This is a genomic window from Nostoc punctiforme PCC 73102 (assembly GCF_000020025.1).
Classification (GTDB): domain Bacteria; phylum Cyanobacteriota; class Cyanobacteriia; order Cyanobacteriales; family Nostocaceae; genus Nostoc; species Nostoc punctiforme.
In genome coordinates, this window is sequence record NC_010628.1 from 793,966 (window position 1) to 814,473 (window position 20,508).

Below are 20,508 nucleotides of genomic sequence, written 5' to 3' on the forward strand. Positions count from 1 at the left end.
ACAGAGGTTAATCATTTGCAGTCGATAAATACCAAGTTAATGGAGGAATTATGAACGCTTATAAAAAATACATCACCATTACAGATCCCAGTCAATTAATATTATCTGATTTACCTTTTCAGGTAGGACAGAGGGTAGAAATAATCATATTAGCGGAGGATAATCCAAGAGCAGAAATCAGTAAGAAATTGAGAGATTTATTTGATAAAACACAGTTATTACCAGGAGTAAAAGATATTACAGAAGCAGAAATTGAAGCAGAAATTGAAGCTTACCAACGCGGAGAATGAAAGTTGTTATTGATACTAATGTTTTAGTTTCTGCTGTCCTTAAGGGTAGAGTACCAAGAGAAGTTATTCAGTTTATTTTTGATAATCCTGATTGGCAATGGATAGCCTCTGAAGAAATTATTGTGGAATATAAAGAAATCTTAAGTCGAAGCAAATTTAAATTGACAGATGAGGTAAGAGGTGAATGGTTTGAAATTATCGATACATTTCTAACGCTAATTGATGTCAATTTTGAAGTTGATTTTCCCAGAGATAGAAAAGATGCAAAGTTTTTAGCTTGTGCTATGGCAGCAGAAGCAGATTTTTTGATTACGGGTGATTCTGATTTTAATCAGGCACAAACTTTGCTAAATACAACAATTATTTCTGTTTCTTTATTTAGCAGATTAGTTTGTGATGTAGGGGGGTGAGTATTGGGCATTAGTAACCGTCCTCCATTCCCCACTCCCCATTCTCTTACAGATTACTCTCAATTAACTGACGATATTCAGTTTTTTGCTTCACGCCTTTAACTTCCTTCACCAGTTCCTTGTTTTTGAACAATTGAACCGTTGGCGTTCCTGTCACACCAGCATTTTCAGCAATATCTCGGTCTTTGTCGATGTCAATTTCTACAAAATGAATTTTGCTGTCAAATTCATCCACCACTTTATTTAAAATTGGCTTCAGGGTATGACAAGGGCCGCAACCAGGAGAGACGTATTTAACCAGGAGTAAGCGATCGCTTTCATGGAACAATTTCCGTAAAGCATATCCTCCCTGATGGCGTGTCTCATCCAAGTTAAATCCAGCTTCTTCTTCAGCTTCAGTCTTTTTGGCTGGCTGATGTTCTAATTCATTGTCTGCTATTTCTGGCTGTTGATGGAATTCTTGAATTAAACCACTGGCTGACAACCAGCGTTCCGCCAACATCGCCGCCATACAACCAGTACCCGCAGCCGTAATTGCTTGCCGAAACTCATGATCTTGCACATCGCCAGCAGCAAAAACACCTTCTAAACTGGTTTCTACAGAACCTGGCTTGGTGACAACGTAACCAACCTCATCCAGTTCTAATTGCCCCTTAAATAAAGAGGTATTGGGAGTGTGACCGACGGCATAGAATAAACCCTTAGCGTGCAGTTTGCTCTCTTCACCAGTTTTAGTATTACGGACTTTCACCCCTTCCATGTGACCATTACCGTAGATATCCACGGCTTCTGTGTTCCAATGCACCTGGATTTTTGGGTTACTCAAAACCCTATCTTGCATGGCTTTAGAAGCCCGCATTTTATCGGTGCGTACCAACATATTTACCTTAGAACCGTATTTGGTAAGATAAATAGACTCTTCCGCCGCCGAGTCGCCAGCACCAATTACAGCCAATTCTGCGCCGTGAAAAATCGGTGTTGCACCATCGCAAATTGCACAAGCGGAAATACCCCGACTCCAAAATTCATGTTCGTTGGGTAAACCCAAACGCTTTGCTGTCGCACCCGTAGCAATGACGATGCTGTTGGTTTTAATTTCCCTTTCTTGCGATCGCACTGTAAATGGACGCTGACTCAAGTCAACTGATATAACATCTTCAGTATATAGTTCCGCTCCCCAGCGCTCCGCCTGCGCCTTCATCTGATCCATCAGTTCCGGCCCAGTAATCCCTTGGGGAAACCCAGGAAAGTTCTCGACTTCCGTTGTTGTCATTAGTTGTCCACCAGGTAAACCCCCGGCTTGGAAACCTTCAAATACAACGGGTTTCAGGTTAGCACGTCCGGCATAGATAGCTGCTGTGTACCCTGCTGGTCCAGAACCGATAATTACTAAGTTTTCTACTGTGGGGTTAGTCATGACCATATACAAACTCATAACGACTACGTTTAATATAACATAACAAACTGTGATTGGCTATGTCAGATGGTAAGCGATGTCTGCGACGGGCTACGCCTACGCAAAATGTCTACCGCAACGTTTGGCAAGTATTGAGCGCATAGAATTCAAATGTAGTTAAAGCCACAGGGTAGTTCACCTCCGTAGAAAACAGAAAAATCAAAGGTTTTTAACCCAGATAAGTGGGTTAAGTCTCGTGTAGCGGTGACTTCTAGTCGCCAAGACTAGTAATAAATTAGACTTTTAAAACATCGTTTTAAGCGCTCAGACTGTTCTTGCAGATATTTTTTGATAGTTTCAACATCTAGTTCTAGCAATTCTGCTATTTCTTGAATACTTATACCTCTCTCAGTAAGTTTTGAGACTTTACTTTTCCTGTAGTGTACCCACTTAAAAATACTGTAGATATTCTGATATAAATCGCCATAAGTTGGGAATACTCAAGGTTGGGTGTGCCGCTAGCTTGGGCAGCATGAAATATGTCTACATGTGTGCCAAAACTCATAAATGAGTTTGTGTAGCGGTGAAATCTACCAAGGCAAAGTTAGTATCAGGAGCAATTTACATGACCAGTCCAGCATCTGATTTACTAGATAAAATTCGTCAGCAATTTGATACTTCTCCTTATCCTAGAGTTCCTCTTGATAAATCTCCTAAAGATAATCCTAATTTACTTTACATTCATAGCTTAGTTACACCTTACTATTTAAGGAACCAAAAAGTTATCGATACCAAAGAGAAAGTAATTTTGGATGCTGGATGTGGTACTGGCTATAAATCATTAGTCTTAGCAGAAGCTAATCCAGGTGCAAAAATTGTTGGTATTGACATATCAGAAGAATCAATTAAATTAGCACAGCAACGCTTAGAACATCACGGATTTGACAATGCAGAATTTCATGTATTGCCAATTCAAGAATTGCCAAAACTAAATTACCAATTTGACTATATTAATTGTGATGAGCTTCTATATCTTTTTCCTGATTTAGCTGCTGCCTTACAAGGAATGATATCTGTTTTAAAGCCTAATGGGATTATTCGCAGCAATCTGCATAGTTCAATCCAGAGATTCCCTTATTTCCGTGCTCAGAAAGTCTTTACAATGATGGGTTTGATGGACGAAAATCCACAAGACTTAGAAATGGAAATTGTAGTAGAAACGATGAAAGCTTTGAAAGATAATGTCGAACTCAAAGCTAGAACTTGGAATCCTAATAAGTATGAAGGAGAGAATGGAAAAGAAGGAATTTTAATGAATTACTTATTTCAAGGAGATAAAGGTTACACGATTTCTGATATGTTTACGGCTTTGAAAGCGGCCGATATAGAATTTATCAGCATGGTTAACTGGCGACAGTGGGACTTAATAAACTTGTTTAAAGATCCAGATAATTTGCCTGTTTTTCTGGACATGAGTTTACCAGAAATTTCTATAGAAGAGCGGCTACAGTTATTTGAACTAATAAATCCTATTCATCGGTTAATTGACTTTTGGTGCGGTCATTCTAATCAAGTACAGGCTTTTATACCAGTTTCACAATGGGCTGACTCTGATTGGCGACTGGCAAAGGTCAGTCTGCATCCTCAGTTAAAAACTCGCAATTTCCAAGAAGACCTCATAGCCTGTATTACAGAATTCAAAATCTTTCCTATCAGTGACTATTTATCGCTAGTTGAGGAATTTGTCGGGATAGATAGCTCATTAGCACTTTGCTTAATACCTTTATTAGAACAATCCCAGCCGATGAAGTTCCTGGTAGAGCATTGGAAACAATTTAGACCTTTAGATCCTATAACCTTAAAGCCTACAGATGAAGAACAAGCCTTTCAAATGGTGCAACAGCTGTTACTAAAGTTAGAGAGTCTTGGTTACATAATGTTAGAACTTTAATCTAACCTGAAGTTATACATACTCAACCTGCAACTTTAACCTCGATATAATCCTGACGAGTAGAAGGATTTTGACCACCAGAGGGACTGGTGACTGTCTCACTGAGTATTTCTAATTGACTCTTAAATATTGTGATAGAAATTGCCAGAATTTGGGAATACTCAAGGTTGAGTGTGCTACTCGCTAGCTTGGACAGCATAGCAAATGTTTGATGGTATGTCTTAGCTCTAGACAAGAGTTGGCATAACGATGAGAAGCATCAAAGCAAAGTTAGTATGAGGAGCAATTTAAATGCCCAGTCTAACATCTGATTTTCTAGAAAAAAATAGCTTTTCTTAATCAAATTAGCTAGATCATACCCCCCTTCTCGCTTACTGAGGTTGGGGGCGGGTAACTTGAGTACTTCACTCAAGTGAAAACCACTATAATGCTTGACCAATAATAGGTAAAAAAAACGATACGGAGTAGTAAAATACAAAAAAATGAAAGAGATTAAACTTCATATTGGTGGAGAAAAAAAACATCCAAATTGGAAAATATTTGATATTGAACCTCGCCCAGAAGTAGATTATATTGGCAACGCATCTGATTTAAGCCAATTTGAAAATAATTCAATTTCTGCAATTTATGCCAGTCATGTTCTAGAACATTTTTATCATAGAATAGATAATGAGTTAATGAATACATTAACAGAATGGTATCGTGTTCTAAAACCAGGCGGGCAACTTTTTATTAGTGTCCCCGACTTAAAAAAATTATGTTGGTTTTATCTGCATCCAGAATTTACAGTAGTTGAACGTCTGCATCTAATGCGGATTATCTTTGGCGGACAAACTAATATATATGATGTTCATAAGGTAGGATTTGATTTTGAAATATTGTCTATATGTTTAGAAGAAGTTGGGTTTACACAATACGAGCAAGTAGAGACGTTTGATATGTTTGATGATTGTAGTACAATCCGTATTTTAAATACACTAATCAGCCTCAACGTCATTGCTCAAAAGTCAACATCTTCAGAGTAAAGCTAACCTCATATTTGATACCTAACAAGTGAGCATAAGTCTAATAATTTTCATTTAATATAAGACTTCTCTTTGATTTATGAAAAAACCCAGTATAGCTCAAAAAGGCTGATTTCCTACTGCCTACCTACGCAAAGAAGTATGGCTACACCACGCTGCGCGAACAGAAATCAAAGCGGATTCCTATACCTATTATTTGTGAAGCTTCACAAAATCAGGCTTGGCTAGACTTGGGGCTTGAGCAAATTGTTCTATGCAACTTAACAGGTAATCGGTATAAGCATTTTTAACTCGAAATCAGATTTAGGGTAAGGTAGATTCGCTCGTCTCAACTGTCTCATAGAGTCTTGGTAAGTTGGAAAAAGGGTTCAATGATCTTTAAGAACCCGTAACCAGTATCAATCTATATCTCTCCAGATGGCCTCAATATATAGCTTTTTTAAGCCGAACAACACCGAGATTAGAGAGTATGAAATTGAGAAAACCCTTTATATATAAGGAAAATAGCCTATTAATTTAACGCGATCGCGATATAAACCAAAACACAGTTGAACAGTTCAAAAGAATTTTTAGGTGGGGTGATATGAAACCAAATACGAGTGGGTAAGTTACATCTAGAACACACAAGCGCTTCCTACCCCAGGAAAAACACTTATGAAAACTGAATTGAAAGCAAAGTTTCTCCAACACCTCCTCGGCAAAAAGAAGGAAAATGAGGGTTTTACACTCATTGAATTATTAGTAGTAATTATCATCATTGGTATTTTGTCTGCGATCGCTTTGCCTTCTTTCTTGAACCAAGCTAACAAAGGTAAGCAGTCAGAAGCTAAACAGTATACTGGTTCGATGAACCGCGCTCAACAAGCATACCTTTTAGAAAATGGTGATTTCACCAGTACAATGGATAAGCTAGGTCTTGGTATTAGAACCCAAACTGAGAATTATGCATACGCTATTAATGGCGGTACTACTCTGGTTGCCAACAATGGTATATCTCTGAAGGGGACGCTCAAATCCTACAAGGGTGTTGTTGTTAAATCAATAGTATTATCCACCAGTGAAGCAACTACTCTAGCCGTATTATGCCAGTCTGATACTGTTGGTGATCGGAGTGCTGAAGTAGCAAGCTATGGCACAGCTGGAACCACAGTGGCTGCAACAGGAACCACCCCATTGCAACCTGGTTGTAGCACAGGCTTTTCAGAGTTGACTTCTAAGTAACAACTTGAGTTCTATATCTAATTGCAAGCTTTACAACAGTGGGTAGTCTAGGCTACCCACTTTAATTTTGTTCTAAATTTTGGGAATAGTACTAGTACTATCCTGAAAATTCTTGACTATGACTTCTGTCCAAATTCCTAATGACATCTCTCCATTAGAGCAGCAAGCCCAGCAATATTTTACCAAAGGTAACTATACTAAAGCTGCTAACTGCTATGAACAAGCTATCGAAATAGAACCAGAAGTGAAATCTCACTACTGGAACTTAGGATTAATGTTGCTATTGCAAGGGCAAGAAGCAGAAGCGCAAATAACTTGGCTGCTGGGTATGGAGGAGGGAGAAGCCCAACAAGTTGAGCAATGGACTGTGGAATTGATACAGGTTTTGCAAACTGAAGCCGAACGCAGAGAGACACTGGCAGATTATTCAGTTGCTTGGGCAATTCGCCAACATATACGGGAAATCTCTCCTCAATATGTGAATAATCTTCTGTATTTGATTGAGTTATCTATTAAGCTAGAAAATTTTACTGGTGATGAATTAGCTTCCCTAGAAGTAATTGAGTTAATTCAGTCAGAAGCAATTATAGATATTGAGTTATTATTGCAAGTATTAAACAGTATCATCAATGATGACCCTTTACATCCTTCTGTCCTAAAGTTTGCACAGTGTTGTCTAGCCCATGTAATTCAACCTCAAGCTTTTATTAATATTTTGCTGCCAGCCGCAGTCAAAATCGCCCATTCTATGCGGCAAAATAAAGTAGCAGTATTAATAATTGAGCTATGTTTGCACCTTGAACCTGAAAATATAGAACTTCTGCGCCATCTCGCTGCTTTTTATCTAAGAGATAATAATTATTCTCAAGGAATAGAAGTAGCTAAGTTATGCTACTCACTATCAAAGACTGTAACTGACCAAGTTTTTGCTAAACACCTAATCCAGCGAGGATTAATGGAAGCTCCTGCTTATTGGAACGAAGCTTATACAGTTTGCCTAGAGCAGGAATATTTACTAAACTGTTTAATAGAACAACAACCTATAAATTTGGAATCAGCTAGGGTATTACGTCTCTTCAATGCTAATTCTTATGCATCGTACTTACAAGATAACCCTGTAAAAAATAGACAAATTCAGAATAAAGTGGCACAACTTTGCCAGCTTAACGTACAAGAATATGCTAATGAAATAGTTCAGCGATATAAACAACGTAGTTTATATAAGGCAAATAAGCAAATAAAGATTGGCTACTTATGCCATTGTTTTTCTCAGCATTCAGTTGGTTGGTTGGCTAGGTGGCTAATTCAACACCAGAACCGGGAAAGATTTGATATTTATGGCTATTTTATAAATTATAAGCAAATAGACGATCCATTGCAAGAATGGTATGTTCAACAATTCACTCAAGCTTATCAAGGTGGAATTTATAGTGACGACATTGCTGAAAAAATTTATGAAGATAAGATTGATATTCTAATCGATTTGGATAGCATTACCTTAGATATTACTTGTGAAATTATGGCGCTTAAACCTGCGCCTGTACAAGCAACATGGTTAGGTTGGGATGCTTCAGGAATACCAGCAGTTGATTACTTTATTGCCGATCCTTATGTTTTACCAGAATCTGCTCAGGAATACTATACAGAAAAAATCTGGAGATTACCCCAAACCTATATAGCAGTGGATGGTTTTGAAGTAGGTGTGCCAACTTTACGGCGAGACTCTCTTGATATTCCTAGTGATGCTGTAGTTTATCTCAGCGCTCAAAGAGGATTTAAGCGCCACCCAAATACAGCACAACTCCAAATGAGAATTATTAAGGAAGTGCCTAATAGCTATTTTTTGATTAAAGGGTTAGCGGACTCTGAAGCTGTGCAGAAATTTTTTATGCAGTTAGCAGAGCAAGAGGGTGTAGAGTGTTCGCGTTTACGATTTTTACAGTTAGATCCTTCTGAGTCTGTTCACAGAGCAAATTTAGCCATTGCTGATGTTATATTAGATACTTACCCTTACAACGGTGCAACAACAACCTTAGAAACACTCTGGATGGGTATTCCTTTAGTAACCAGAGTTGGACAGCAATTTGCCGCCCGAAATAGCTACACCATGATGATGAATGCTGGGATCGCAGAAGGTATTGCCTGGACTGATGAAGAGTATGTAGAGTGGGGTGTGCGCTTAGGCAAAGATGAGGCTTTACGACAGCAGGTGGCTTTGAAGTTGAAAGCATCTCGACAAACAGCACCATTGTGGAATGCAAAACAATTTACCTGTGAGATGGAGAAGGCTTACGAGCAAATGTGGCAAAGGTATATTGAGAAAAAATAAGTTAGTTGTGAGGGCTTCAGCCCTCACAATAGTCTCTAAGCTCGACTTTACTCAAGCTTATTTACTACAAACAATTGAAAAGTTCGTAGTAAGGACTAAAGTCCTCCTCTTCTGTAATTACAAATTTAAGCATTTCAGTGCTTACTACAAACTTCTTTATAAAAGGCTTCTAAACCTGTAACACAAGCTTTATCATCAAAAAGGCGATCGTGGTTTTGGCTCATTCTTTCTGCAATGTTGCGTCGCCAAGCCTGGTCTAGTCCTAATTTGACAGCAATTTCGATATATTCGGCTTCATTTTGAGCGATGGTATCCGTCACTCCTAGCATTTTTAAGAAGCTGTCAGAGTGACGACCCCGCATAAATTCCCCTGGACAGGTGACAATGGGGAGATTACAAGCGATCGCTTCTAGAGTAGTATTACCACCAGACCAAGTAAATGTATCTAAATAAACGTCTGAAAGTAAGTTAATCATTAAATAGTCTAGTCGCTCTGGAATACTGAGAAATACACAGTAATCCTCACTGTTAAGTCCAACAGCAGCAAAAGCACGCTTTAGGCGTGGCTCAAGTAAAGTACCACGCAAAAACACAAACTTAGCTTGAGGAAGGCGGCAAGCAATTTCTGCAAAAATGAAATCATATTGGGGTAGATATTTAAAAGGAGCTTGGCAGCATAAATAGATAACTGCATCATCTTCTAGCCTAAAATCGGAACGGGTTTTGATAACAGGAGGAATATATGGCTTAGGGTAAGAAACCCCAATATTGGGTAAGCGGATTAATTTTTCTGAGTAATGTTCTTGGGCATTTTCGGGCTCCATTAACTCGCTAGATAAAAAGTAATCAATTGTGGGTAAGCCAGTTGTCACAGGATGTCCCCAAGCCACACATTGCAAAGGTGCAAGCCGCAAACCCGCCATTTGCATGGTTTTAGCATCCATACCTATCTCTGGAAAGACTAAAATATGCAGTTTATCAGCAATTATCTGTTCACAAGCTGCTGGTAAGTTATGAGGAATATGGTGAAAAACATCGCTGTAACTTTGGAACTGTTGGGTAATAGGATCTGGCTCGTTTCCCGTGTAGTAACAGTAAATTTCAAAATTTTTGCGATCGCAGTAACGTAACCAGCCAGTTAACCAAAGTGTGCCACTATAAGAATGCAGGTAATGTGAAGCGTAACCAATACGAATTTTGTTATTAGGCTGAAGCTTAGGCATAGATAAAGGAACTATCCATTGTGGATAGTTAGCTGCCATGATTTCATGTACTAACTTTCCATACTGGCGTTGCAAATCAATATCATTTTGTGCCTGATATGATAGGTAAAAATTTGTGAGGCGGCCTATACCTGCTAAAGCACTTTGTTGTTCTTTTGTAGTTTTCAGATATGTTTGCTGAATTAAATCTTGCAGTCCTTGAGTAAAGCGCTGGCGATAGAAATTAATTTCCTCTTGATTTTCGTATATTGATGGAACTGTTAAATATTTTAGAATTTGAAAAGTGTAATCATTAGGTAAGCATATATGAGCCTTTTCTGCACTTGATATTGCTTCTTGAATAAGTCCATTACGCCGCAAGTCTATGATTAATGAAAAATGTAATCTTCCTTCCGTAGGATAAAGTTCAATTCCTTGCTGGAGGGTGTGAAAATACTCGTCTAATAGGTTTAACTGTCTATAGCAATAACTTAAATTACAATAAATATCTGCATTTACAGATTGGATTTCTAAAAGTTTTTCATATTGGGCGATCGCTTCTGTCCATCTGCCCTCTTGAAATAATCTAGTACTTAAATCAAAAACTAACTGTCCTATATGTATATTGTTAAAGCTTTCTATTTCATAAGCTGGAATATTCTCTATTAAAAATAATGCTAAACCCTCCAGGTTTTCATCTTGTAAAATAATTCGACCGTGGAGGAAAGGAACTATAGCTCTTAGTTCAATTTCATCTAAATTCCCTAGCAAAGAAATTTCACATTCTACAGTAATATCAAAATTCTCTGCTAGTAGTAGATTCATCGCCACAGTAGATAAAACTAGATTAGCATCATCTTCAGAAATACCATTAGTATTTATAAGTAACGTTATCTGGCTACTATCAGAATGATTGATTACCGTTTTAATTGCTTGTTCTAATTCTAGAAGAAGTAACTCTTCCGATTGCGACCAATCAGGAAAAATTATAATATTGATATTTCCATCTTTCACCGCTAAGGTGTCTATAATAGATACTTTCCCTCTGTTAGTTAAGTTATTTTTTTCTCTTTTAAATAAAATATTTAGTTGATTGCTTAAATTATCTATTTGGCAACAATGGATTTTACCTACTGCCACTTGTGCTAAAGCTTGTTTATCCTCATGTTCTAAAATAATTCTTGCATTGATGCGAGTTAGCAAAGCTTTCCACTGAATATCAGTTAATTTACCCAATAAAGAAATTTCTAATTCTTCGGTAACATCTAAATCTTCCTCTATCAAAAGATTCATAACTACACTAGATAAAAACAGTTCAGCATCCTCACCAGCAATGTTAGTAATATCGATAAGTAGCGTTGTATTTTTATTATTGGGATGAGTGGCAATCGCCCGGATAACTTGTTGTAAGTTTAAACCAAGAGACTCTTCTGATTGCGACCAATCAGGGAAAATAATTAAATTAATTTTATTGAGATTTAAAGAAATCAATGTAGCATTAATTAATACAGAACTAACAGTTTGCGCCATTTTTATCCAAGAAAACTGTTGCACCTGTACTAAACCTGCGGTAATTAATGAGTGACGAATACTAGGTTTTTGCACTTCAAAAAGTGAATTTGCCATTTCATGTACATCATTATCATTAACATATATTGCAGCTTCACCTGCAACTTCTGGAATTGAAGCATTAGGACAAGTAATCACAGGACAACCACAAGCCATTGCTTCGAGTATGGGCAATCCAAAACCTTCATACTTAGAAGGATAAACTAATGCTACAGCACCAGAGTAAGCTATTGCTAACTCTTCATCACTGAGATGTAGCAGGTGAACGATACTACCTGATGTATAAGCTCTGAATTCTGGTGACAATACACCGTCACTTCCTGTTACGACAATATCAAATCCATAGCTACTTGGAAGCTGTGAAAAAGCTTTGAAAAACAAAATACTATTTTTATAAACATTACCAAGCCGAACTAATAGGAAGTAGGGCTTAGTAATACCGTATTTTATTTTAAATTGATGAATATTTTCCTGAGTAGCTACTAAAAACGTTGTATGGTCAACCCCATTCTCAGCAATTGTTACAGACTCTAAGGCGATTTGTGGAAAGTAGGTTACTAAATCCCGTGCTGTATTTTTTGAAACCGCAATAAAGGCAGATGCGTGTTTAATTGCATAATGTTTTTCTTGCCAGATGATATGATTTAAGTTTGAACCTATTAGTTCTGCTATCATGTCATGTGCCATGAATACAGAAGGTGTAGTAATTGGTGTTGTATGATAAGAAGAAATAAATAAATCTGCGCCTTCTTCATCGCACACTTGCTGTAGCATTGAGCGATCAGATTCAATATTATCGTAATCATGATATGAGATTGTGCGATATCTAATACCAGGAATTATGGGTGCAGTACCATCACGGTCAAGGAGAATAATATGTTTAGCAAATCCATTTTTTGCCCATTGTTCTAACAATGATTGCCAGACACGAGCAATGCCAGTTTGATAAAGTTGAAAGAAAACACCATCAACTATAATTAGTGGTGTTGGTTTTTCAACTTGTGCAATTTGCTGCTGTATTTCATCTGGTTGTAAGAACTGCCAATTATTGCTGCTGAGTTCTTTTTGTGCAATTGGTACTATACCCAATTTTTCAGCAGTATCAACCCTAGTTTCATCTCTTACCCATGATAAGTATTCACGCAGAAGAACTGGAAACTTAGTTATTTCCTGTAAAGCCTGCCACTGATAAACAGCATTACTGTAACCATAGTATTGCTCTTTAAATTGCAATTGTTGTGCTGTTACATAGGCAAAATGTTGGAAAATTAAACCAAGCCTTTCAGTTTCTTCATGTAAAAAAGGATTAACTGCCGCAACATTTTTATATTCACCATCTAATGAGGTTTCTACTAATACGGGAGGTTCATGTGCTGCCCAAAATGCTCCTGGTTTAAATCTCCAAGTTCTTAGCCACTCTAGTTGAGGATTTTGTGTATAACAGTTACGAGTACTGATAATTAATTTTTCTCCTACAAAATACCAGCACCAATAGAAAGCAGCTGTTTTCTCAGGGTTGCTAATGAACATTTCTCTAGCATCACAAATCTGCTCTAATGTCCACAATTCATCTACATCAACCTGCCACAACAAACACTCCTCTTGAATGTTGACAATTGGTGCATTGACCATTTCTCGTTTTCCGTCCCAAAAAATACCCTCTGGTTTTCGGTATATTGTGACTTGGGTCGGGTAAAGTTGCGCTACTTCATCTAGATATTCTGTAGTCCCATCGTAACTACGACCATTTTTATGGATTTCATCACTGATATTTCCACCTAGTTTCACACTCCAACTTGTGTCGTGTTTTAAGTCTGCTACACCTTCAACAATATGCCAATGCCATTTAAAAGGAAGATGTTTAAATACTTCAATGTGATACTTAATAAACGGTTGCCCATTTAGGACTATTGTAAAAAAATGAATTGGCAATTCTGGCATTGAGTTATTAACAGCATTCAAGACTTCTAATTCTTGACGAATAACCAGCTTAGGCAGTTCAGTTTTACAAATATTATCATTATTAAAAACGGATTCAAATAAGTATTGAGCAGCTTGATTTTCTGGTATTTTTCTGACTTCTTGTAGAATTTCTCTTAATGCACTCTTTCTAAGTATTCCAAATGACAACGCACTAAGCGGAATGTTGAGTAGTGGAAGTATTTCTAATGCTTGTGGATATGTAATGTTTCCCTGGCGGAATACAAGTTTTTGTTGCTGATTGAATACCCCAGAGATAAATACGCCATCCTCTATTCTGTTTTCTACAGTTGATAGCCAACCTCCGGTAAAAACTCCATTTATATCTTGAGAATCTGTAGATGTTAGGATATCAATGGCTGAGGATATAAATGATTCATCATACTGAGTATAGTTGTTAGCGATAAGTATATAATCTGCTACTATATTTTCTGTTAAAGATAAAATAGAGTCTATGATAGTTTGATAATTGCTTAATTCGCAATCATTAATTTCATATATCACTATGTTTTTATATCGAGATTTATGCAAATAATCAGGGAAAATTTGACTTTCAATCGGTGATAAAGTATTGTATTTTAGATATATAATAGCTACTAAAAAAATATCTGGAACTAAATTATTATGATAATTTAAACTCTGTTCTTTTATGAGAATTTTATGATTTTCTATTTCTTGCAATTCTTGCTTGTAAAAATCTTCTTCTTGTTCTGGCAATCGATTATCCAAATCGTTACTAGGTAAATTATCGAGGGAAGAACCTAGCATAATTCTGTTACAAACTTTATCTAAGGTTGGATCATTACCTGGCTGCAAATCATCTAAACTTTCAAATCTCAATTCGTGGGAATAAAAATTCTTTATACCAATTGAGCGAAATTTATGAGAAAATTTAAAGAAGTAAGCATTCGTAAAGCGATAAAGTCTCTTTAAATCTTCTGATGTTAGTTTAGATGAATCTTTCAATAGGTTATCAACGAGTTGATTTAGATGTTCAATACTAGTGTCTTGAATAGTGTATCGTGAGGCTTTTTCATAGGATGAAGTTGCTAATGTTGCTGTTGGTACACCTCTAGCGATCGCTTCAATTGCCACTGTGCTAAAAAAAGCGATCGCTGCATCTGTATGCCAAAGCAATGCATAAGAAGTTAACTGTTCAGAAGGCATTACAACGCGGACATTTTCTGGTATAGAAAATACCTGTTGATAAGCTTTTGATAAAAAATCGCTTTCTATTGGTGTATCTTTATTACCTCCTATATAAGGATGATGACGAATTACTAAGTATTCATTTCTATTTTTAAATATCTCTATTAAATTTTTAATAATATCAAATTGCGTGGTAATTTTTACCTTCCCTTCTAGCGCCGCTAGTTCATCTTCGCTTGACGTAAATACAGCGAATATTTTTGCGTCTAACGGTATCCTAAGTTGATGATGGATATTTACAGGACTTGTTTGAAAGTTATAAAAAGCAGGCCAGTTTATATCTATACCATATTCACGCTTTATAAAATAATTTTTAGTCTGTACTAATTCTTCATTATTCAGTGTTATTTCTTCCCAAGCTTTTACACAATCTAAGGGTGGTTGGCAACTCCATGTAGGATGGTTATCAAAGAAAGCAAAGCTATCATCAATCGAACCTCTTTCGTGAGTAATTACGTCAATTTTCATCTGATGTGCTACCTCAAATGCTATACGATAGGGAGCAAATCGACCATTAAACAGAAACACATTAGTCGGTTGATATTTATTAAATAATCTAATTAACGCATTGTAAGTCACTAAACCATCTATTAAATATTTTCTATGGATATTCTGGACATAATTGCTAGATAGCCCTGCATCAGCTATTCTAAAGTGAGTATGAATGGTTGAAGTTACCCATTTACCAATTGGTAAACTATCATATTTAGCATTTTTATAGTCTTGAGGAAGGACTGTTTTCACCCATTGATTAGCAATAATATAATCGTCGTTTTCAATAAAATTACGTAGTTGCATATATGGAAGTCCAAATAAATCTTCAAAGAAGTTTTTGCCGACCTTAGCACAGTTTTCACATAATAATTCTTTGTTATTATTTAACCTTGTAATAGCGCAGTCATTGTAAACTCCGTCACAGCCTATAACCAAAACTTCACAACTGCGAAGTTGTAGACCAGTAGCTACAACAGCATCGAGTTGGTTATGAATTAACCAAAAGCCATACGGAGAAAAGAACAGAACCTTATTTTTTTTAGACATCATGTTGATTTAGTTGCTAATAAAAAAACAAATTGTTTGTGCAATATTTTTAAATAAAACTGCTGATTATAATCAAAATTATAAGCTCACTTTAATATAACTTTTTTACTGATAGTAGTTATAGTTGCAATAATTTATAATACCCAATACTTGCAAAAATATTTCATTCAAATTATAAAACTAAATTATCGACTTGCACAATTGAGCTACTCGTAAATCTGCATTATGCTGCTGCTTAAAAAATGTCTTATCTATTTCTCTATGGGTTGAATTCAAAAATTCCTGTACCTTTTTTTGCGATTTTAAAGGGACAGTAACTCCCCATTTATTGGTCATCAGTGTATCATTCACACCCATAAGCAAACTGCCTGCTGGTATCCCCATTAAAACCGCTTCAATGAGAATGATGGAAGTAATTCCCAAAACAATATCCTGTTGTTGCAGGGTGTCTAGTATGTCGGTACTTTCGTCAATTGCAAACGGTAAGCCTGATTTTGCCAGCAAATCAAGGGAATCACGACACTTACCTTGGCGTGGATGAAACCGGATCAGCAATTTTTTCAAAGGTTTATAGTCAGTTAACACCTTAATTAAGATGTGAAGAATTTCAATCTCGTTAGCATTGGGTTGAGAAGCAAATAAAATATTTTGTACTACTTCTAGAGTATTTTTTCTAGATTTTTTTCTAGCAACCAACCAAGCAAAATAAGGCTGTCCTACAATGCAAATTCGATTTTTTGGTAATCCATCGGTAAGCATTCCTGTCGCACACACTTCATCTATGGCTGTGATAATATTTGGAAAAATTGCTTCTGCATCAGGATTGTTGAATGGTTGAAAACGCTGACGATAATTTGCCCAATAGTCTATAACAGCAACACTAGGAATACCCTCTTGCCTTGCCCAAAAAATAGCATCGCGTTCAAACTCATCATTTTGAGATGTTCCTGTTAGCAGAATATCTCCTTTTAATCTCACAAAAAGAATTTGGTGTTCTTCAGAAATTGGCGTACAAGCAACTGCAAGACGTTGAAATTGACGGATGGCTGGGCCTTTAGCATACGCTTCTACCTCTGTACCTGCTGCCCGCAAGGCTGCAACCGTTGCAGCCACAGCATTAGCACCGCCTGGATCGTGAGCGATCGCAATAATCTTCATTTATCTTTTCCTCGACTTAACTCTTCAGCATGAGCCAGGACTTTAGCAACAGAAGCTACGAAACGATCAACTAAGTCAATACCCCCAGGTATTTGGATGAGAGTTGTAGATAAAAGTGTCTCGTTATATGTCTTTTCAGCTATGGGACAGACACCAGTAGGATGACTGACAATTGTCTTGCCTTCTTGTTGCAGCTTTTGGAAAAGAGGTAGTCTGTATAAAGGACGCACATAACGCCCCGTTAAAGGACATCCTTCTGCTTGAAGTGCCTCCACAAATCTGTCCCGCGACAATCCAGCTTGTTGTGGATCGATCCAGATGGGATATGTATAGTAAACATGGCGATCGCCACTGCCAACTTTAGCCGTCCGCAATGCTTTAAACTTAGACAAGCCTTGGTCTAAAGCTTCAGCAATTTTTAGCCGTGGCTGTGTCAATTCTTCCAAACGTTGGAGTTGAACCTGAGCGATCGCCCCTTGAAGTTCAGTTAAACGGTAATTGTAACCAACAATATCAGCATCTTCATACCAGTTTTCCGCTTCTATTGCGTTCTCTCCATGATTACGCACCAGTGCTACTCGCCGCGCCAAGTAATCATCATTAGTGACTACAATCCCCCCTTCACCACACTGAATCGTTTTGTGACAATTGAGGCTGAAAACTCCCAAATGCGCAATTGTCCCCAACCAACGGCCCTGATGCTGACCTCCTGGTGCTTGGGCATTGTCCTCAATTAGAATCAAACCATGTCGATCTGCTAATTTACGTAAGCGCACCAGTTGGGCTGGGCCCCCAAACAAATTGACTGCGATAATTGCTTTTGTGCGTGTGCTAATAGCACCTTCAACAGCTTCTGGATCAATGCAGCAACTAGCCTCCTCATGATCGACAAAAACAGGAGTACCATTTGCCATAACCACTGCTGTTGCCGTTGCTGACATCGTTTGCGGTGGCACAATTACCTCATCACCAAAACTAACACCAGCTGCAATCACAGCGGCATGTAAACCACTAGTAGCAGAGTTAACACTCAAAGCGTGACGAACATTAAAGTAGTTAGCCCATTGTTCTTCTAATGTGCGAACTTGTTTCCCACCCATAAAGTACAGCCCAGCAGCACCGATATAGTCAGATAAAATACCGCTTTTCAATACTTGAATCGCGGCCTCTGTCTCCTGAAAACTAGTACTGATATACCTTGGTAATGGCTCTGGAAAAACCTTGGAACCTCCGAGTAAAGCCGGTTTTTCTCTAGTAATAACCATCAAATTACCTACTTAATTAGAAATTTGTTGTTTCTTGCCATTTCAACAACTTGTAAAGCAAGCACACCATCAGCGCCAGAACAGGTTGGTTGTCCGCCAATTTTTGCTAATTGCACAGCTTCGGTAACAGCCCCCAAAATGTGGCCTTTTAAGCCAGCTTCACAGATTATTTTTGCTTGGTCTAACTCTTGAAAGCCTGACCATTGACTAGGTTGAGCTGTCTGCCAAGTGACTTGCCCTCCTCCGGCGCTATACCGCAGCATACCGCCGGTTCCCCAGAGTTCGCCTTCGCCGATTGAACATCCAGTTCCACGTACTGCAATCAAATATGCAGTTAATCCGCTGTTCCAGGATAGTGCAATTGACTCGGCAGCGTCATCTTGAGCAACAGATAATTTTTCCAGACGATATGTACAAGAAACCGATCCGAATAAAGCCAATAACATATCGATCCAATGGGTTCCATTGTGCAATAAACCACCGTTATAGCGTAAGCAAGCACCAATTGGGGTTCCCAAGCCATCATCTTGGTTCGTTAGATTTTTCAAGGCTTGCAGCATTGGTGTCCAACGACGCGAATAGTTAGTTATCAAAATACAGCCCTGTGCAGAGCAAGCAGCTAGCATTATCTCTGCTTCTGCTACATTAACTGCAAGGGGTTTTTCGCACAGGATGACACGCGGTCGCCAAGCGAGTGCAGCAATAACTCCCTGAGCGTGTAAGTGAGTGGGGCTACATACTGATACTACTTCGAGGTGAAGTCCATCTGGTACATCTTTCAGACTGGAGTATACCTGTGCCTGGGAAAAACGTTGCAGAAAATTTTTACAAGCCTCTGGATCTGGATCTACTCCTAATACAACTGTTACGTTAGGGATTTGGGCATATCCTTCAGAATGGCTGAGTGGATCGCCTTGTGGGGAAATGCCAAAGCGATGCCCAATTCTTCCCAAACCAATAATACCGACACACACTTTCATGAGTTTAATTTCTCTTAGGAGTCAATCCATCCTTGTTGTTGGGCATAGTTAAGAATGTCTACTGTAGTAAATTGTGGATTCTGGGGATAAAGTGTTTCAAAAATGGCTTTGATGTGATCGTAGTCTTCTTGATAGTCAAGGGTAATACGGAAAAAAGGATTACTTAAGCCTGGAGGAGCAATAATATCCAAGCGACGATATCGCTCTGGATGTCGTCGGATGTACCAACCAACATGTTCACCAAAGGGTTTGGTGGAAGCAAAATCAACTGTTTGAGCTAGTGTTTTCCAAGACAACACCATGAGATCCAGCCCATGAGGATATGAACGTACTTCACAATTAGCAACGTAATCTACATGGGGGTAAGCCGCGAAAAAGGCGCAAATGTGCTGGTCAATCACATAAGGGTCAATTAGCGGGCAATCTCCGGTTAAAAGGACACTAACTTCTGCTTGATAGTGTCGCCCAGTTTCCACAACTCGTTCTAAGACATTTTCTTCTGAACCACGAAAGTAAGCAATATTGTGTTTACTGCATAAAGATGCGATTGCTTCATCTTTTTCATTAGTGGTTGTAGCAACTACCACTTCATCTATATAACGAGCGCGACGAGCGCGTTCAACCATCAGCAAGAGCATCGGTTTACCCACAGCTTCCTTGAGGACTTTACCAGGAAGGCGTGAAGAACCCATCCGAGCTTCTATAGTAGCTATAACACGAGTCATATTTTAGTGTTGGTGATAATCTTGGCGTCTAAAAGTTGTAAATTTTGCTGTATTTAAAACCTATAATTTATTTAATTTATATGACAATGCAATTGAACAAGAAACTTTTTCAGTTTCGGAATTAAGTTTTCTTTTCTCCTGGTTTTAAGTAAATCTCGTAATGAGCTGCTTAAGATATTTCCACCTCTTTTTTTTTCCAGTTCATAAAAATCTTCTCCATCCACAGAGGTAAGTACAACCCCATAAGATTGACCAAATCTGATTCCTGAATTATGTCTATAGCCTTCTATTCTATAACCAATTAATTCTAATGTATTAATCCATTTCCAAAGTCCTTCATGCTGTCCTGCATAAATTTTAATCAGATTAAGTTTATCGAAGCTGTGCTTAGTTAATAAAGCCATTGCTTCTAGGGCAGATCCCATAACTGTTTGGACACCCATAACAATACCTATTTCTGCATTTCTATTTATTAAATCAATATTCTTTAAGGAAATAACACCTATATGTTGATGATTCTCTCTAGAAATAATGGATAATACAATAGAGTTTGTTTTTTTTATTTCCTGCTCAATTATATGAGCTTCTTGTTCCCGGTTAATAGGATATACACCATGAATTAAATATCGTGTAATATCTGGATCATTAAACCACTGATGCCAATTACCTTCATAAATATCTTTCTGAATGTCAGGCAATCTAAGATAGACTATCTCACCTTCAAGGAAGCAGTCATTTTTATTTAAATTCATAGTTT

General features: G+C 37.7%; 14 protein-coding genes. 6 read left to right on the forward strand and 8 right to left on the reverse strand.

Translation table 11 applies throughout. The features are described 5' to 3' along the window. The first annotated feature begins 50 nt into the window (after positions 1–50). Positions 51–290 (forward strand): hypothetical protein, encoded by a 240-nt coding sequence (locus NPUN_RS03400; protein ID WP_012407447.1) that lies wholly within the window; start codon positions 51–53, stop codon positions 288–290. Next, positions 287–700, forward strand: coding sequence for a putative toxin-antitoxin system toxin component, PIN family (locus tag NPUN_RS03405; protein WP_012407448.1), 414 nt, complete (start codon positions 287–289; stop codon positions 698–700). The genes NPUN_RS03400 and NPUN_RS03405 overlap by 4 nt, the downstream gene beginning before the upstream one ends. Before the next feature lie 46 nt (positions 701–746). Here NPUN_RS03405 and trxB read toward each other — a convergent pair whose 3' ends face one another. Further along, positions 747–2,117, reverse strand: coding sequence for a thioredoxin-disulfide reductase (gene trxB / locus NPUN_RS03410; RefSeq protein WP_041565888.1), 1,371 nt, complete (start codon positions 2,115–2,117; stop codon positions 747–749). Positions 2,118–2,721: 604 nt separating this feature from the next. On the opposite strand from trxB, the gene NPUN_RS03415 reads away from it, so the two are divergent. Further along, positions 2,722–4,047: a class I SAM-dependent methyltransferase gene (locus tag NPUN_RS03415; RefSeq protein ID WP_012407450.1), complete on the forward strand. Its 1,326-nt coding sequence runs from the start codon at positions 2,722–2,724 to the stop codon at positions 4,045–4,047. Positions 4,048–4,069: 22 nt separating this feature from the next. On the opposite strand, the gene NPUN_RS41525 is transcribed toward NPUN_RS03415, so the two are convergent. Continuing rightward, positions 4,070–4,246, reverse strand: coding sequence for a hypothetical protein (locus tag NPUN_RS41525; RefSeq protein ID WP_167315566.1), 177 nt, complete (start codon positions 4,244–4,246; stop codon positions 4,070–4,072). A 283-nt stretch (positions 4,247–4,529) separates the two neighbouring features. On the opposite strand from NPUN_RS41525, the gene NPUN_RS03420 reads away from it, so the two are divergent. The 3 genes from NPUN_RS03420 (at position 4,530) to NPUN_RS03430 (ending at position 8,622) form a co-directional block, all read left to right on the forward strand. After that, positions 4,530–5,072: a class I SAM-dependent methyltransferase gene (locus NPUN_RS03420; RefSeq protein WP_012407452.1), complete on the forward strand. Its 543-nt coding sequence runs from the start codon at positions 4,530–4,532 to the stop codon at positions 5,070–5,072. A gap of 654 nt (positions 5,073–5,726) precedes the next feature. Further along, positions 5,727–6,293 carry a type IV pilin-like G/H family protein gene (locus NPUN_RS03425; RefSeq protein WP_012407453.1) on the forward strand — a complete coding sequence of 189 codons (567 nt, stop codon included), beginning with the start codon at positions 5,727–5,729 and terminating at the stop codon, positions 6,291–6,293. 118 nt (positions 6,294–6,411) lie between these two features. Next, complete coding sequence (locus tag NPUN_RS03430; protein ID WP_012407454.1) at positions 6,412–8,622, forward strand: O-linked N-acetylglucosamine transferase, SPINDLY family protein; 2,211 nt, start codon at positions 6,412–6,414, stop codon at positions 8,620–8,622. Between the two features lie 134 nt (positions 8,623–8,756). Here NPUN_RS03430 and NPUN_RS44425 read toward each other — a convergent pair whose 3' ends face one another. The 6 genes from NPUN_RS44425 to NPUN_RS03465 all read right to left on the reverse strand — a co-directional run bounded on the left by NPUN_RS44425 (position 8,757) and on the right by NPUN_RS03465 (position 20,503). Next, positions 8,757–15,626 (reverse strand): O-linked N-acetylglucosamine transferase family protein, encoded by a 6,870-nt coding sequence (locus NPUN_RS44425; protein ID WP_012407455.1) that lies wholly within the window; start codon positions 15,624–15,626, stop codon positions 8,757–8,759. Between the two features lie 177 nt (positions 15,627–15,803). Next, entirely contained in the window at positions 15,804–16,781 is a 978-nt protein-coding gene (locus NPUN_RS03445; RefSeq protein WP_012407456.1) for a hypothetical protein, read from the reverse strand. After that, positions 16,778–18,046: a DegT/DnrJ/EryC1/StrS aminotransferase family protein gene (locus NPUN_RS03450; protein WP_012407457.1), complete on the reverse strand. Its 1,269-nt coding sequence runs from the start codon at positions 18,044–18,046 to the stop codon at positions 16,778–16,780. The genes NPUN_RS03445 and NPUN_RS03450 overlap by 4 nt, the downstream gene beginning before the upstream one ends. An 8-nt stretch (positions 18,047–18,054) precedes the next feature. Further along, the gene (locus NPUN_RS03455) at positions 18,055–19,026 is read right to left on the reverse strand and encodes a Gfo/Idh/MocA family protein (protein WP_012407458.1); all 972 of its coding nucleotides are present in this window, start codon (positions 19,024–19,026) and stop codon (positions 18,055–18,057) included. A gap of 14 nt (positions 19,027–19,040) precedes the next feature. Then, on the reverse strand, positions 19,041–19,751 hold the full coding sequence (locus NPUN_RS03460) for a cytidylyltransferase domain-containing protein (protein WP_012407459.1): 711 nt from the start codon (positions 19,749–19,751) through the stop codon (positions 19,041–19,043). 71 nt (positions 19,752–19,822) lie between these two features. After that, a complete protein-coding gene (locus tag NPUN_RS03465; protein ID WP_012407460.1) occupies positions 19,823–20,503 on the reverse strand; it encodes a GNAT family N-acetyltransferase in 681 nt (226 codons plus the stop codon). Positions 20,504–20,508 lie beyond the last annotated feature (5 nt).